Below are 16101 nucleotides of genomic sequence, written 5' to 3' on the forward strand. Positions count from 1 at the left end.
TCTATATTATAATATTAGTTGTCTGTTACTCTTTTTTTGCTCTCCTTATTTTACCCTATTATTCTACATCATTGCTTCATATACTTTCTTTAACAGTTTTTTTTTAATAGAACAAGTTAGAAAAATTATGAAACCTTTTCTCGTGGGTTTCGTAACTAATTGTAACGAGAAAGAAGGGGGATGTCATGATAACAATTAAACAAATGATTATCGGATTTATTTCTATTATTGGTATTGGTATTTTAGCGTTATTTTTAGCCACTGGTTGGTACATTGTCGATGAATCGGAACAAGCGGCATTAATTACATTTGGTAAAGTCGAAGAAACGGTTGTAGAGCCTGGGTTGAAATTTAAACTACCTTGGCCAATTCAAAGAGTAGAGATTCTTTCGAGACAAACTTATAGTCTCCGAGTAGGCTATGAAGAAAATGATGGGGAAGTAACAAATTATACAGATGAAGCAAAAATGATTACTGGTGATGAGAATATTTTATTAGCAGATTTAATTGTACAGTATAGAATTACAAATCCAGAAGAGTATTTATTTAATTCTAATGACCCTCAGGAAATGTTATTCAATGCTACATCTGCATCATTACGTGGTGTCATCGGTAGCTCAAGAATTGATGATGCACTTACAGATCAGCGTCCTGAAATTGAAGCGAGAGTCAGGGAGTATTTATTAGAATTAATTGATTCATATAATATTGGAATTACGGTTATGGATGTTAAGTTGCAAAACGTAGAGCTTCCAAATGACGAAGTACGTCGTGCATTTACAGAAGTAACAGATGCCCGTGAAGAGCGTTTAACAAAAATAAATGAAGCAAACAGATACCGTAATCAGTTGATAAACGAAGCTGAAGGGGAAAAGGATGCGATTATATCTAGAGCAGAAGGTACAAGAACTGAACGTGTTGAGTTAGCGCGTGGTGACGTATCTAAATTTACAGCTCTTTATGATGAATATATTTCAAGCCCAGAAGTAACGCGTCAGCGTTTAGTATTAGAAACTATTGAAAATGTTCTTCCTGGCACAGAAATTTATATTATGGATAGTAACAACGACTCAGTTAGTTATTTACCAATACGTCCATTGGAAAGACGTCCTGAGACTGCAGAAGGAGGTACTAGTCAATGAGTGATGATAACATCGTAGATTTCAATGAACGTCGTCCTAGTGATGAGTGGAAGAAATATACACGACTTGCTATAGGAATTGTCCTTTTCTTAGTTATTCTTGGTACGATTATTAGTAATCTTTTTATTGTTGAACAAGGTGAATATAAGGTTGTCCGTCAATTTGGTGAAGTTGTTCGAATTGAAGACCAACCTGGATTAAGCTATAAAATTCCGTTTATTCAATCAGTAACATCTGTACCGAAATATCAGATGGTTTACGATGTAACTCCAGCGGAAATTAATACTCGTGATAAAAAACGTATGCTTGTTGATAATTTTGCTATCTGGAAAGTTGATGACCCTAGGTTAATGATTTCTAATGCTAGAACAATAGGAAATGCAGAGACAATTATGGCAAACTTTATTTTCTCGACAATTCGTTCTGAGTTAGGTCAATTAGACTATGATGAAATTATTAATGATGAGCAAGCAACAAGAGGAAGCTTTAATGACCGAGTGCTAGAGCATGTAAATATGCTACTTGAACGTGATAACTATGGTATTTCATTAACAGATGTTCGAATGAAGAGAACAGATTTACCAGAGGAAAATGAGCAGGCGGTATATCGCCGTATGATTTCAGAGCGTCAGTCAACAGCTCAAGATTATCTTTCGCAAGGGGATGCGGAAGCGAACCGTATTAAAGCAAATACTGACCGTGAAGTTCAGGAGATATTAGCAACTGCTAATGCAGATGCTAATGAAATTATGGGTGAAGGTGAAGGTGCAGCAGCTCAAATTTATAATGAAGCGTTCAGTCGTGACCCAGAGTTCTATAACCTTTATAGAACACTTCAAACGTATGAGAAAACAATTGATGAGAAAACAGTTATTGTACTCCCCGCAGATTCACCATACGCACGTATTTTAATGGGATATATTGATTAAGTGAGAAACAGCTATGCCATAATTGTGGTATAGCTGTTTTTATTTTAGAATTTTGTTCTTCCAATTGCCGTTATGCTAAAATAAGGAACATATATGTAGTAGAGAGAGGGGTAACTCTGTGAATAAATTAGTATTAATTGATGGGAACAGTATCGCGTATCGTGCTTTTTTTGCATTGCCGTTACTTAATAATGATAAAGGTGTTTATACAAATGCGGTGTATGGTTTTACAACTATGCTTTTAAAGATTATTGAAGAAGAAAAGCCGACACATATGCTTGTTGCCTTTGATGCTGGTAAAACAACATTTCGACATGAAACATATGGAGAATATAAAAGTGGTCGACAAAAGACACCGTCAGAATTATCGGAGCAGTTCCCTTTAATTCGTGAGTTATTAGATGCGTTTAGCATTCGTAGATTTGAGGTTCAAAACTATGAAGCTGATGATATTATTGGCACTCTAACAAAAAAAGCAGAGGAAGATGGTAACTGGGATGTGAAAGTATTCTCAGGTGATCATGACTTACTCCAACTTGTTTCAGATAAAGTAACTGTAGCTCTTACGAAGAAGGGTATAACGAATGTAGATACATACGATGAAAAAGCCATCGCTGATAAATATGGCATAACGGCAGAACAAATCATTGATATGAAGGGGCTAATGGGAGATAAATCAGATAATATCCCTGGGGTTCCTGGTATCGGAGAAAAGACGGCATTAAAGCTATTGAAGGACTTTGGTTCAGTAGAGGAAGTATTGAATTCAATTGATAAAGTGTCTGGGAAGAAGATGAAAGAACGTCTAGAGGAAAATAAAGAACAAGCAACAATGAGTAAGAAACTAGCGACTATCTTTCGTGAAGTTCCTGTTACACTTTCGATTGAAGACTTATCATTTGGAAACTATGATAACGAAAAAATAATAACTCTTTTTAAGGAATTAGAATTTAATTCACTATTAAATAGGTTTGGTGGTAATGGGGAATCTACTGCCCCTGTCGAACTAGAAAAAGTAGAGTTCGACGTTGTAACAGACATCAAGGAAGGCATGCTTATTTCTCCATCAGCATTAGTTGTAGAGGTACTAGCTGAAAACTACCACGAAGCAGACGTAACTGGGTTTGCATTGGTAAATAATGCAGGACGATTTTATATACCAACAGAGGTTGGCTTAGCATCAGATAGTTTTACTCAATGGCTTACAGACTCAGCAAAAGAAAAGTGGGTATTTGATGCAAAGAGAGCAGCAGTTGCTCTTAAGTGGAAAGATGTAGCGATTAACGGGATAATATTTGATGCTTTGATTGCTTCTTATTTAATTGATCCATCACTATCTTCGCATGATTTAGCGGACATCTCAAAACGAAAAGGAAAGCAACTTGTAGAGGATGATGAGATAATATACGGAAAAGGGGCTAAACAAAGGGTTCCTGATGAAGAAATCCTTGCAGCTCACCTTATCCGGAAGGCAGATGCTTTATATCAGTTGAAGCCAGAGTTAGAAACAGAACTAAGGGAAAATGAGCAAGCAGAGCTATGTAATGGATTAGAAATGCCATTGTCATTAATCCTTGCAAAAATGGAGACAACAGGGATTAAAGTAGATGTAGAAGAGTTAAAGCAGATGGGAGAAGGTCTTAATGACAAGCTATCCATTTTAGAAAAGGAGATCCATGAACTAGCTGGAGTAAGCTTTAACATTAACTCACCTAAGCAACTAGGAGAAATCTTATTTGTCAAATTAGAGCTCCCTGTTGTGAAGAAGACGAAGACTGGTTATTCCACATCTGCTGAAGTATTAGATAAGCTAAAGGATGACCATGAAATTATTGAAAAAATACTCCACTATCGTCAACTAGGCAAATTAAAATCAACGTATATAGATGGATTATTAAAAGTCGTTCATCCAGATACAAATAAGATTCATACGATGTTTAATCAAGCGATTACTCAAACAGGGCGTCTAAGCTCAACGGAGCCAAATCTTCAAAACATCCCAATTCGTTTAGAGGAAGGGAGAAAAATTCGTCATGCTTTTGTTGCTGAAAAGAAGGATTGGGTCATCCTTGCAGCAGATTATTCTCAAGTAGAGCTTCGAGTATTGGCTCATATTTCGGGTGATGAAAAATTATTAGAAGCCTTTAATAAGGATATGGATGTTCATACGAAAACAGCGATGGATGTATTCCATGTAGCTAAAGATGAAGTGACATCATTGATGAGAAGAAGTGCAAAGGCTGTAAACTTTGGAATTGTCTACGGGATTAGTGATTACGGTTTATCACAGAGCTTAAATATTACACGTAAAGAAGCCGGTCAATTCATTGAGCGTTATTTGGATAGTTATCCTCGAGTAAAAGAATATATGGAAAAAATAGTTGATACTGCACGGGAGCAAGGATATGTGACGACCTTACTAAATCGTCGCAGGTACTTACCTGAAATTACAAGTCGTAACTTTAATTTAAGGAGCTTTGCTGAAAGAACAGCGATGAATACACCTATTCAAGGGACAGCAGCTGATATTATAAAAAAGGCAATGGTAGATATGGCAATGAGAATGGAAGAAGAGGGGTTAGAAAGTCGACTGCTTTTACAGGTACACGATGAATTAATCTTTGAAGTACCCGAGCATGAAATTAGTGTAATGGAAAAACTAGTACCAGAGGTTATGGAGCAGGCAGTTAAACTAGATGTTCCTCTTAAGGCTGATGTTTCAGTTGGACAAACCTGGTATGACGCGAAATAAGGAGAGAATAGTATGCCTGAATTACCTGAGGTGGAAACGGTCAAGAGGACCCTTGAAACATTAGTAGTTAGTAAAGTAATTAAAGAAGTTGAAGTCTCTTGGCCGAAAATGATAAAAAAACCGGATGATGTGATTCAATTTCAACAACGTTTACAAGGCCAAAGAATTGAAGCTGTTGAAAGACGCGCCAAATTTTTAAAGTTTGTGTTATCTGAAGATGTTCTTGTGTCTCACTTAAGAATGGAAGGGCGTTATGGATTGTTTGAGCAAGGTGAAGAATCCAACAAACATACACATGTTGTGTTTCGTTTTACAGATGGTACAGAGCTTAGGTACCAAGATGTAAGAAAGTTTGGGACAATGCATTTGTTTCATAAAGGAGAAGAGGATAGCTCCTTACCTTTGTCCCAATTAGGTCTAGAGCCGTTCGCAAATGAATTTACAGCAGATTTTCTTGAAAAAATACTAAAGAAAACAAACCGGAAGATAAAGGTTGTACTGCTTGATCAAAAATATGTTGTAGGTTTAGGAAATATCTATGTAGATGAAGCATTATTTCAAGCGAAAATCCATCCTGAGACAAAAGCAAATGAGTTAAAGAAGAAGCAAATTGTTGCTTTAAGAGATGCTATCGTAAACACACTAGAGCAAGCAGTCAATCTAGGTGGTAGCTCAATTAAATCATATGTTAATGGACAAGGAGAAATGGGAATGTTTCAACAACAACTCCTTGTTTACGGACGAAAAGGGGAGCATTGTACAAGGTGTGGGACGGAAATTGAAAAGACAGTAGTAGGTGGAAGAGGGACTCATTTTTGTCCGAAATGCCAAAAATAAAGTACATTGGATAGGCTCCTCCCATATACTATCGTATCAGTAAGTGGGAGGAGCTTTTCACTATGGTTGAAATATTATCTTTACTCCTTTTAGCTTTAGCAGTTAGCCTTGATAGTTTTGGGGTTGGCTTAACGTATGGATTACGTAAGATGAAGTTACCTTTCATGTCTTTAATGTTCATAGCCTCTTGTTCCGCTATCTCGATATTAGTTGCTATGGGTTTTGGTACTCTAATTCAGAATTATATCTCTCCCTCTTTTGCTGAGTCACTTGGTGGGATTATCCTAATCCTAATTGGTTCATGGGCTTTGTACCAAGTATTTAGACGAGATAGTAAGTCTGAAGAAGTACTAGAAGAAGCGGTTAAACAAGAAAGGATAAATGAAGAAGCGAAAGAAACGGAAAAGAAACTTCTTGTAAATTTTGAAATCAAAATGTTTGGGTTAGTGATTCGTATTTTACGTAAACCGATGGATGCAGATTTTGATAAATCTGGTACAATTACAGGTAGAGAGGCTTTTTTATTAGGTGTTGCCCTTTCACTAGATGCATTTGGAGCAGGGATTGGGGCAGCTCTGATCGGATTTTCACCAATATGGATGGCGATTACGGTTGCGATTATGAGTGCTTCCTTCGTAACTCTAGGAATGAAGAGTGGATTTAAGTTCTCTGATTCATATTTAATGCAGAAATTTTCATTTATTCCAGGTGTGTTATTGATATTGCTTGGGATATGGAGTTTGTAAAGTTATTGTAAATGAGGTAAATAATCATGATAATAGGGTTAACAGGTGGCATTGCCAGTGGTAAGAGCACTATTTCTAATTTACTCAAAACCTATGGCATTGCAGTAATTGATGCAGATCAAATTGCAAGAGATGTAGTAGAGCCAGGAAACGATGCTTATAAACAAATTGTAGAGCATTTTGGAACGGAAATACTAGAAACTGATGGAACCATTGCTAGAAAGAAGCTAGGAACGGTTATTTTTAATGATCCTAAAGAGCGCAAAACGTTAAATGGAATTGTCCATCCTGCGATAAGACAGAAAATGAGGGATGAAAAGGACCGTTATTTTGAAGAAGGAGAAGAAGTCGTTGTTTATGACATACCACTTTTATTTGAAAGTGATTTGAGGCATATGGTAGACAAAACTCTACTTGTGTATGTTGATGACAATGTTCAATTTGAACGACTCCTTCACCGTGATCAAACAACAAAAGAAGAAGCACAAAGTCGAATTAATTCACAAATGCCACTAACAGAAAAAAAGAGCTTGGCAGATGAGGTTATCGACAACAATGGAACAATTGAACAAACAGAAGCCCAGCTGCAAGCAATTTTAAAGAAATGGAACATTATTATAAAAGCATAAATTAGTTAATGATTTAATGATGATTGAATAATAAGGCGCCAAAGAAAGCCGTAAAAAACGGGCTTACTATGGCGCTTTTTTGAACTTTAATGATCCATTAACCATTGACAATTTCCCACTAATTAAACCTTTATCTTTGATTGAATAGTTGAATTATTTTTATTTTAATATTTTATTAAATTTATTCGTCCGCTTTGCATATTATATGTTATACTATTTCTCATATAAGGTCATTTAGTATAGCACAAATGATGAGAGGGGAATTTTAAAATGAAAGTAAAAGTAGCGATTAACGGCTTTGGTCGTATTGGTAGAATGGTATTTAGAAAAGCAATTCTTGATGATAAATTGGATGTAGTTGCAATCAATGCAAGCTATCCTGCAGAAACACTAGCTCACCTAATTAAGTATGATAGTATCCACGGTACGTTCTCTGAGGACGTTACACCTGGGGATGACGAGATTGTAATTGGGGAAAAGGTCGTTAAATTATTACACTCTCGTGATCCTAAGACTTTACCTTGGAAAGAAATGGGTATCGATGTTGTAATCGAAGCAACAGGAAAATTTACATCAAAAGAAACAGCTGGATACCACATCGAAGCTGGTGCTAAGAAGGTAGTAATTACAGCACCAGGTAAAGATGAGGATGTAACAATCGTTATGGGTGTTAATGAGGAAGAGTATATCCATGAGAAACATGATGTTATTTCAAATGCTTCTTGTACGACAAACTGCTTAGCTCCAGTAGCAAAAGTAATTGAAAATGAATTCGGAATTGAAACAGGATTAATGACAACAGTTCATTCATATACAAACGACCAAAAGAATATTGATAACCCACATAAAGACTTACGTCGTGCAAGAGCGTGTGGTCAGTCTATTATTCCAACTTCAACAGGTGCTGCGAAAGCGATTGCAAAAGTATTACCTACTCTTAAAGGTAAATTAAATGGTATGGCACTACGTGTTCCAACCCCAAATGTATCACTTGTTGACTTAGTAGTTAACGTTAAGCGTGATGTAACAGTAGAAGAAGTAAATGGAGCTCTTGAAAAAGCAGCTAACGGTAAGTTAAAAGGAATTCTAGGATTCACTACTTCTCCATTAGTATCTATTGACTTTAATGGTGATGAACACTCTTCAATCGTTGATGGTTTATCAACAATGGTAATGGGAGAAAGACAAATTAAAGTATTAGCTTGGTATGACAATGAGTGGGGTTATTCTTGCAGAGTTTTAGACCTAGTGAGCTTAGTAGGTAAAGAAATTATTGAAAAATCAACTTGTAACGCTTAATTGAAAAAAGAGTAAAAAGGTGGGGCGATATTCGATATGAATAGTCCCACCTTTTCTTGTGGACAATAAACATAGGTCTTACTCTATGAAAGAAGTAGACTATTTTCTTTCTTCCTTGTTTTTATCGACAATTTTCTTTATTATTAAGATAAGATCAGATGCTTATCGGAGATGATATTATGCGTTGTCCTGCATGTCAATATAATGGCTCTAAAGTTCTTGATTCTAGACCAAGTCACGAAGGCCGTTCAATTCGTCGGAGAAGAGAATGCGAGTCTTGTCATTATCGCTTTACAACATTTGAAACTGTAGAAGAAATCCCTTTAATTGTTGTCAAGAAAGACGGTACGAGACAAGAGTTTAGTCGTGAGAAGATATTAAGAGGTTTAATTCGAGCTTGTGAAAAACGACCTGTTTCAATTGAAACGTTAGAAACGATAGTGAATGAAGTAGAGAGCCAATTACGTAATAAAGGAACGAGTGAGGTTAATAGTCAGGATGTTGGGGAGCTTGTAATGGAGCGTTTAGCTACTATAGATGATGTTGCTTATGTTCGTTTTGCATCTGTGTATCGACAATTTAAGGATATCAATGTATTTATTAGTGAATTAAAGGAATTAATTAATAGAAATCGTTCAAAACAATCGTAATGTTGAGCTTAAGGCAATCTGCTTAAAGCTCTTTTTTTGACTACTCGCTTGTGTTTTTTATTGATGACTGATATTTAACAATCCTCTAATAGGTAAAAGGTGAGGCAAAATGAACTGGCATTGGAAAGAATTACTTCCTGTAGATCGTTATACTGTTCGTACAGGGGATTATTTGCATGAAATGGATCAAAAAGTATTAACCCTTTTATATCAACCGTTAATCGGGGCATTTGCATATAGCTTGTACATGACTTTATGGAGTGAACTTGAAAAGGATAGTTATTGGAGTGATGAGAACAATCATCGCTATCTTATGACGATGATGGATGCTCCATTAGATCTTATTTATCAAGAAAGAAATAAGCTAGAAGCTATAGGTCTGTTAAAAACGTTTAAGAAAAAAGAAGATGAGTCGACTGTCTATTTGTATGAATTGCAGCCACCGATGTCATCACAAGCATTTTTTAACAATGACGTATTGAGTGTTTATTTGTATAATCGATTAGGGAAAAACAAATTTCGACAAATACGTGATCGATTTATGATAGAGAAAATTGATAAAGAAGAATATAGTGCTGTAACCCGTTCGTTCGATGAGGTGTTTTCGTCACTTCATCATTCAGAAATTGTAGCAAACCATCAATCTGAATTGATGCAAGGATTAGAATTAGATAAGCAAAAGGAAGTTATTCAAAGAACGGCAGAAGACGACATTACAATTGAAAACAGTCAGTTTGATTTTGATTTGATGCTACATGATTTATCTTCTTTTGTTGTGACGAAGGAAATGATAACAGAGGAAGTAAGAGAGGCAATAATTCGACTTTCGTTTGTGTATCGAATTGACCCATTAGAAATGAGTCGTATTTTACAGCAATCGATTATTCATGACGATGAAGTTGATTTAGCCCTTCTTCGTAAGAGGGTTCAAGAGTGGTACAAAATTGAACATGGTAGTGAGCCACCCTCTTTGGCTCTTAGAAAACAACCGCTTGAGTATCAAACTATGATTGATAAAGAGCCAGTAACAGCTGAAGAAAAGATGATTAAGCACTTTGAAACGAAATCCCCTTTAGAATTATTAGAGAGTCGCTCAGCTGGTGCAATGGTACCTCTACCTGATGTGAAGATTGTAGAAGTTCTTTTATTAGACTTTCAATTGCCAGCAGGTGTTGTGAACGTATTAATTGATTACATCTTAACAGTGAATGATATGAAACTTTCAAAACCACTAGTTGATAAAATTGCTGGTCATTGGTCAAGGAAGAATGTGAAAACAGTGAAGGAAGCAATGGAATTAGCAAGGCTTGAAAATAAAAAACAACAAGAATATAAACAGGGAAAAGAGAAACCTAAAGGTACATGGACACCTAAACCTAAAAATGTAAAAAAAGACAAATTACCTAAATGGTTAATAGAAGAAAATAAAAAGCAGACGATAGAGAAAAAAGAAGAAAAAAGTCAAAAAACTAGTAAAGACTTTGCAGAGAAGAAGCTTCAATTTGAAATGATGTTGAAGCAACGTATGGAGGAGAAGCAAAAGAGGGAGGAGTAACCTATGGAATCTATTCAATCAGCTTTTGGGGAATTAATGAATGGTCGAAAGCTTGGTAACAAGCTTGAAGATATGCAGAGAGAATTACTTAGTGATGTAAGAATACAAGAATTTTTGCAAAAGAACACAAATGTAACAAATGACATGATCGAGCGTAGCATGGCCAAAATGTTTGAATATCGAAGTGAGATTCGAAATTGTGAACAATGTCCTGGACTTGAGAAGTGTTCAAACATGATATCTGGTTACCAGCCATCATTATTTATTGATGGGAATCGTTTGAGCACAAATTATACACCTTGTTCTTTAAAACAGGCTTATGATGAACGGAAGAAAGAACAAGAGTTAGTTAAGAGTTTGTACATTCCAAAGGAGATTTTGGATGCACGTTTTGATCAGATTGAAACTGATAACGAAGTAAGACTAGAAGCAATTCACATCGCCTTTCAATTTGCTACTTCAATTAAGCCAGGTGAAGAAAGTCGTGGGCTTTATCTATATGGGAAATTTGGTGTTGGTAAAACATATATTATGGGAGCCGTTGCTAACGAATTAAAAGACCGTAATATCGAAACGCATCTCGTCTATACACCAGATTTCTTCCGTGAAATGAAACAAGGTATTTCCGACGGAAGTTTCCATGAAAAATTAGATAGAATCAAACGAGCACAAGTACTTATTCTAGACGACATAGGAGCGGAAAATATGTCTAGCTGGGTAAGGGATGAAATTCTCGGGGTTATTTTACAGTATCGTATGTTAGAGAAATTACCTACGTTATTTACATCAAATTACGATCAAGATGAGCTAGAAGAGCATCTGGCTTATTCCGATAAGGGTGGAATTGAAGAACTTAAAGCTAAGCGAATTATGGAAAGAATACGTCACTATGCTACATGCGTAAATGTTGGTGGCCATAATCGTCGAAAGTAATCAGCGTAGTGCAAGAAAAGATTTTGAATCTATGTTAGTATTAAACTAGTTTACAATTTTGGAGGAATCTCAATGAGCATAGATCTAATTCTCGAACGGGCTATTCAAGGTGAACGTATCTCTATGGAAGATGCTATCAAATTATATGAAAGTGATGAAGTAGAGAAAATGGGGGAAGTAGCAAATATAATTATGCAAAAGTGGCACCCAGAACCAATAACAACGTTTGTTATTGGACGAAATGTGAACTATACAAACTTTTGTGACACTTATTGCAAATTTTGTGCTTTTTACCGCCCACCTGGACACAAGGATGGTTACGTATTAAGTGATGAAGAAGTATATAATAAGATTCAAGAAACTGTAGATGTAGGTGGTACAGAAATCTTAATGCAAGGTGGAACAAATCCCGACCTTCCATTAAGCTACTATACTGATTTACTACGTAATATTAAAACACGTTTTAATATAACAATGCATTCATTTTCCCCTGCGGAAATCTGGAAAATAGTTGAAGTGTCAGGAAAAACTCTAGAAGAAGTATTGATAGAGTTAAAAGAGGCGGGCTTAGATTCTGTACCAGGTGGAGGAGCAGAAATTCTAACTGATAAAACACGTAATCGTGTCAGTCGTATTAAGAGTTCATGGACTGAGTGGATGGACTGTATGAAGATGGTAAAGAAAGTTGGAATGCATGGGACTGCCACAATGGTGATTGGATTAGGAGAAACGATAGAGGAACGTGCTCTTCACTTACAACGTGTTCGTGATGCACAAGACGAAACAGAATGCTTCTTAGCCTTTATTTCTTGGACATTCCAGCCTGAAAATACGAATCTTAAAGGTGAGAAAACATCTCCTAGAGAGTATTTAAAGAATGTTGCTATTTCAAGAATATTCTTAGATAATATTGCAAACTTTCAATCTTCTTGGGTTACAATGGGACCTGAAGTAGGTAAGGAATCTCTCTCTTATGGATGTAACGATTTTGGAAGCACAATGATGGAAGAAAATGTAGTTTCTGCGGCGGGGACGACACATAAGGTTAACACGAATCAAATTTTACAACTTATACGTGAAGCTGGGAAGATACCAGCTCAACGTAATACGAAGTATAATATCGTCCGGAACTTCGCAGATGAAGAAACAACTGATAAAGACTTTATTATGCAAAACTAGGGATAAATGTAGAATTGCAAATGTAAGGAGAAATAGTGTGCGCTTTTGCACTGCTATTTCTCCTTTTTTGTCTATTTAATTAATAATTCCTAACTCATAATTCATAATTGCCTCTAGCTTGTCATAGGAATGGTATAGAACGACAAACGGAATTAAGAAATCGCATATAGAGGATGCAGCAAATCATTCCATCAATAGGCAAGAGCCTACTGAAGTTTCACTTTATGGACAAGGGGGAATATCTGTTGATTTCAATACATTTTGAAGAAGAGCAAGATTGCCAGCAATTATTCAAAAAAATTATGTCGTACTTAGAGAAGTATAAACACCTTGGTTTGAAAGGAGAGGTCATTTGTAATGATATCGATGTCATTACAATTAACTATACAGACGAATATGTATTTTATAATTCATTCCAGCCGCTCCTAGTATCGATTTTGACCAATCATGTAATTGCTACAAAAGAAAGCGAGTGGTTAACTGAAATTATTGAGAATATGTTTTATTTTACAGATCCTGAGGAGCAAGAACAAATTTTGATAATCGCCCGTTCTATTTTAGAAGGCGACCGAGAGGACTTACCAAATATTACACCGTTCTTTAAACGAGATACGTTTATTTATGATGCATTTTCATCAAGCCTTGATCACAATACAACGTTCTATTATGAGCCATTTTTAACATTTCGTCTAAAGGATTATGGCGAAATGCTTATTGACTGTGTAGAAATTGCGATTGATGAATACTTTCTAGAACAAGAATACCAAAATATGATCGAAAATTTACGTCAATTTTTAAGAATAACACCATCGATTCATGATACATTGCATTTAGTTTACGATGGGGAGCAATTTACTTTTTACGATAAGGTATACAAACAAATTCATGTAAACGAATTAGCGAAACATTTGAGAGAAGAGCTGGTGTTTGAAGAGGATTTGGAAGTAAGTGAAATGGTTATAAGTCCGCTAGTAAGCATGCTTCCTTCTCATTTAAATGTGTATAGTGATGACGTTGATCATGGAATCTTACTGACGATTCAAGCGTTATTTGAAGAACGAGTTGTCCTGCAACCGTTAGAGGCCTTTCGAATAAAATCTCAACTTTTATAAAGGCTTTTCTTTATAAAATGTAATATGAAAATATTGTTTTTGTATTAGGGTTGATTTTCTTAGTCGAAATTTCTATAATACTACATAGTTAGTGAAAATAACTGTACAAAGTGTCGATGAGGACAATAGTCTTTTTTTACGGTTTTACAGAAAGGGAAGTCATGGCTGAGAGCTTCCTAATACGAGAAATGGACTTACCACCTCTGAACTTCAGCAGGGAACCAACTTGTAGTATCTGCTGACGGCTACAGACCGTTATTCTTGAACCATGAGCCAATAGGTGAGCTATGTTTATTTAGCGATTTATTGGAAACAAGGGTGGAACCACGAGAGATAACACTCGTCCCTTTGCTATATTTGTAGCAGGGATCGAGTGTTTTTTTATGCATTTACAAACACAAGAGGAGTGGAAAACAGATGGGACAAGTACAAATTACATTTCCAGACGGAGCAGTTAAGGAGTTTGAACAAGGTGTAACTCCAGAAGAGATTGCAGGGTCTATTAGTCCAGGATTAAGAAAGAAAACAATTGCAGGGAAAGTGAACGGAAAAGTTATCGATGTAACTCGTGGAATAGAAGAGGATGCATCGATTGAACTTGTAACGTTAGATAATAAGGAAGGTCTAGAAGTGTACCGTCACAGTACAGCTCACTTAATGGCACAGGCGATTAAGCGTCTTTATCCAGAAGTAAAGCTTGGAATTGGTCCAATTATTGAAGATGGCTTCTATTATGATATTGAGATGCCACATACATTAACACCAGAAGACTTACCAAAGATTGAAAAAGAAATGAAGAAAATCATCAACGAAAATCATGAAATTAAGCGTAGAGAAGTAACTCGTGAAGAGGCGTTAGCAATTTATGAAGAGCTTGGTGATCATTTAAAGCTTGAGTTAATTCGTGAGTTACCTGAGGGTGAGTCTATTACGATTTATGACCAAGGAGAGTTCTTTGATTTATGTCGTGGACCACATCTACCTTCTACAGGAAAAATTAAAGCGATAAAACTACTAAGTATTGCTGGTGCTTACTGGCGTGGAAACAGTGACAACCAAATGCTTCAACGTATTTACGGTACATCATTTCCTAAGCAAGCACAGCTTGATGAGCATTTACATTTCATTGAAGAAGCACAAAAGCGTGACCACCGTAAGTTAGGAAAAGAATTACAATTATTTATGTTCTCAGAAGAGGCTCCTGGTATGCCGTTCTATTTACCAAAAGGACAAATCATCCGTACAGAGCTTGAAAACTTCTCGCGTGGCCTACAGAGAAAAGCAGGCTATGATGAAGTTCGTACGCCGCTAATGATGAACCAACGTTTATGGGAGCAATCTGGACACTGGGATCACTACCATGAAAACATGTACTTCTCAGATGTAGATGAAACAAAATTTGCGATGAAGCCAATGAACTGTCCTGGTCACATGATGGTATTCAAAAATGAGCTACATTCTTATCGTGATCTTCCAATTCGTATGGCTGAATTTGGACAAGTTCATCGACATGAGCTAAGTGGTGCACTGAATGGTATGCTTCGTGTACGTACATTTACTCAAGATGATGCTCATATCTTTGTTACACCACAACAAATTGAGGCAGAAATTAAGGATGTATTTAAGTTAATTGATGAAATTTATAGCACATTTGGCTTCGAATATTCAGTTGAGCTATCTACTCGTCCGGAAGATTCTATGGGAGACGAAAATCTATGGGAACAAGCAGAAAATGCGTTACGTAATGTGTTAACTGACCTTCAAATTGATTATCATCTAAATGAAGGAGACGGAGCATTCTACGGTCCGAAAATTGACTTCCACATCAAAGATGCACTGAAACGTTCACACCAATGTGCAACGATTCAGTTAGACTTCCAAATGCCAGAGAAGTTTGATTTAACATACGTTGATGAAAACAATCAAAAGGTTCGTCCGGTAGTAATTCACCGTGCGATTTATGGTTCAATTGATCGCTTCTTCGGTATTTTAGTTGAGCATTTTGCGGGGGCATTCCCAACATGGTTAGCTCCAATCCAAGTTGAAGTTATTCCAGTATCAGACGTTCATTTAGAGTACGCAAAAGAAGTGAAGAAGAAGCTTCAGCAAGCTGATATTCGAGTGCATTTAGATACAAGAAATGAGAAAATCGGCTATAAGATTCGTGAAGCGCAAATGCAAAAAATTCCTTACATGCTTGTACTAGGAGATAAAGAAATCGAAGCTGCCGGTGTTAATGTTCGTAAATATGGTGAGCAAGATTCACAATCACTAGGTTTAGAATCATTTATTGAAACAATGACGGAAGAAATTAAAACTAGAAAGCGTTAAATAGTAC

At 36.2% G+C, this 16101-nt stretch carries 13 protein-coding genes and 1 other annotated feature; all 13 genes read left to right on the forward strand.

Annotation, left to right across the window (positions count from 1 at the left end):
- Positions 1 to 185: 185 nt before the first annotated feature.
- Positions 186 to 1142 carry an FtsH protease activity modulator HflK gene (hflK, locus tag CD003_RS18475; RefSeq protein WP_096202716.1) on the forward strand — a complete coding sequence of 319 codons (957 nt, stop codon included), beginning with the start codon at positions 186 to 188 and terminating at the stop codon, positions 1140 to 1142.
- Positions 1139 to 2071, forward strand: a complete 933-nt coding sequence (hflC, locus tag CD003_RS18480; RefSeq protein WP_096202717.1) for a protease modulator HflC — start codon at positions 1139 to 1141, stop codon at positions 2069 to 2071. Before hflK ends, hflC begins: the two co-directional genes overlap by 4 nt.
- Positions 2072 to 2189: 118 nt before the next feature.
- Positions 2190 to 4823 carry a DNA polymerase I gene (gene polA / locus CD003_RS18485; RefSeq protein WP_096202718.1) on the forward strand — a complete coding sequence of 878 codons (2634 nt, stop codon included), beginning with the start codon at positions 2190 to 2192 and terminating at the stop codon, positions 4821 to 4823.
- Positions 4824 to 4835: 12 nt separating this feature from the next.
- On the forward strand, positions 4836 to 5660 hold the full coding sequence (gene mutM, locus CD003_RS18490; protein ID WP_096202719.1) for a DNA-formamidopyrimidine glycosylase: 825 nt from the start codon (positions 4836 to 4838) through the stop codon (positions 5658 to 5660).
- 62 nt (positions 5661 to 5722) lie between these two features.
- Positions 5723 to 6406, forward strand: coding sequence for a sporulation membrane protein YtaF (ytaF, locus tag CD003_RS18495; RefSeq protein ID WP_096202720.1), 684 nt, complete (start codon positions 5723 to 5725; stop codon positions 6404 to 6406).
- Positions 6407 to 6426: 20 nt separating this feature from the next.
- Positions 6427 to 7035, forward strand: a complete 609-nt coding sequence (gene coaE, locus CD003_RS18500) for a dephospho-CoA kinase (protein WP_096202721.1) — start codon at positions 6427 to 6429, stop codon at positions 7033 to 7035.
- A gap of 270 nt (positions 7036 to 7305) precedes the next feature.
- Positions 7306 to 8334: a glyceraldehyde-3-phosphate dehydrogenase gene (locus CD003_RS18505; RefSeq protein WP_096202722.1), complete on the forward strand. Its 1029-nt coding sequence runs from the start codon at positions 7306 to 7308 to the stop codon at positions 8332 to 8334.
- Positions 8335 to 8513: 179 nt separating this feature from the next.
- Complete coding sequence (gene nrdR, locus CD003_RS18510; RefSeq protein ID WP_096202723.1) at positions 8514 to 8984, forward strand: transcriptional regulator NrdR; 471 nt, start codon at positions 8514 to 8516, stop codon at positions 8982 to 8984.
- Between the two features lie 109 nt (positions 8985 to 9093).
- On the forward strand, positions 9094 to 10539 hold the full coding sequence (locus CD003_RS18515; protein ID WP_096202724.1) for a replication initiation and membrane attachment family protein: 1446 nt from the start codon (positions 9094 to 9096) through the stop codon (positions 10537 to 10539).
- Between the two features lie 3 nt (positions 10540 to 10542).
- Complete coding sequence (gene dnaI, locus CD003_RS18520) at positions 10543 to 11472, forward strand: primosomal protein DnaI (RefSeq protein WP_096202725.1); 930 nt, start codon at positions 10543 to 10545, stop codon at positions 11470 to 11472.
- Positions 11473 to 11544: 72 nt separating this feature from the next.
- Positions 11545 to 12651: a cyclic dehypoxanthinyl futalosine synthase gene (mqnC, locus tag CD003_RS18525; protein WP_096202726.1), complete on the forward strand. Its 1107-nt coding sequence runs from the start codon at positions 11545 to 11547 to the stop codon at positions 12649 to 12651.
- A 245-nt stretch (positions 12652 to 12896) separates the two neighbouring features.
- Positions 12897 to 13763 (forward strand): putative sporulation protein YtxC, encoded by an 867-nt coding sequence (ytxC, locus tag CD003_RS18530; protein ID WP_096202727.1) that lies wholly within the window; start codon positions 12897 to 12899, stop codon positions 13761 to 13763.
- 104 nt (positions 13764 to 13867) lie between these two features.
- Positions 13868 to 14114 (forward strand) — a binding site (T-box leader).
- 66 nt (positions 14115 to 14180) lie between these two features.
- Positions 14181 to 16094 (forward strand): threonine--tRNA ligase, encoded by a 1914-nt coding sequence (gene thrS / locus CD003_RS18535; protein ID WP_096202728.1) that lies wholly within the window; start codon positions 14181 to 14183, stop codon positions 16092 to 16094.
- Positions 16095 to 16101 lie beyond the last annotated feature (7 nt).

The organism is Bacillus sp. FJAT-45350, from assembly GCF_002335805.1.
In the GTDB taxonomy this organism is placed as follows: Bacteria; Bacillota; Bacilli; order Bacillales; family NISU01; genus FJAT-45350.

Excerpts from the sequence above, each read along its gene's own strand:
- hflC (WP_096202717.1), top strand. The coding sequence starts at position 1,139 with ATGAGTGATGATAACATCGTAGATTTCAATGAACGTCGTCCTAGTGAT.
- mutM (WP_096202719.1), top strand. The coding sequence starts at position 4,836 with ATGCCTGAATTACCTGAGGTGGAAACGGTCAAGAGGACCCTTGAAACA.
- hflK (WP_096202716.1), top strand. The coding sequence starts at position 186 with ATGATAACAATTAAACAAATGATTATCGGATTTATTTCTATTATTGGT.
- dnaI (WP_096202725.1), top strand. The coding sequence starts at position 10,543 with ATGGAATCTATTCAATCAGCTTTTGGGGAATTAATGAATGGTCGAAAG.
- CD003_RS18515 (WP_096202724.1), top strand. The coding sequence starts at position 9,094 with ATGAACTGGCATTGGAAAGAATTACTTCCTGTAGATCGTTATACTGTT.
- CD003_RS18505 (WP_096202722.1), top strand. The coding sequence starts at position 7,306 with ATGAAAGTAAAAGTAGCGATTAACGGCTTTGGTCGTATTGGTAGAATG.
- mqnC (WP_096202726.1), top strand. The coding sequence starts at position 11,545 with ATGAGCATAGATCTAATTCTCGAACGGGCTATTCAAGGTGAACGTATC.
- nrdR (WP_096202723.1), top strand. The coding sequence starts at position 8,514 with ATGCGTTGTCCTGCATGTCAATATAATGGCTCTAAAGTTCTTGATTCT.
- thrS (WP_096202728.1), top strand. The coding sequence starts at position 14,181 with ATGGGACAAGTACAAATTACATTTCCAGACGGAGCAGTTAAGGAGTTT.
- ytaF (WP_096202720.1), top strand. The coding sequence starts at position 5,723 with ATGGTTGAAATATTATCTTTACTCCTTTTAGCTTTAGCAGTTAGCCTT.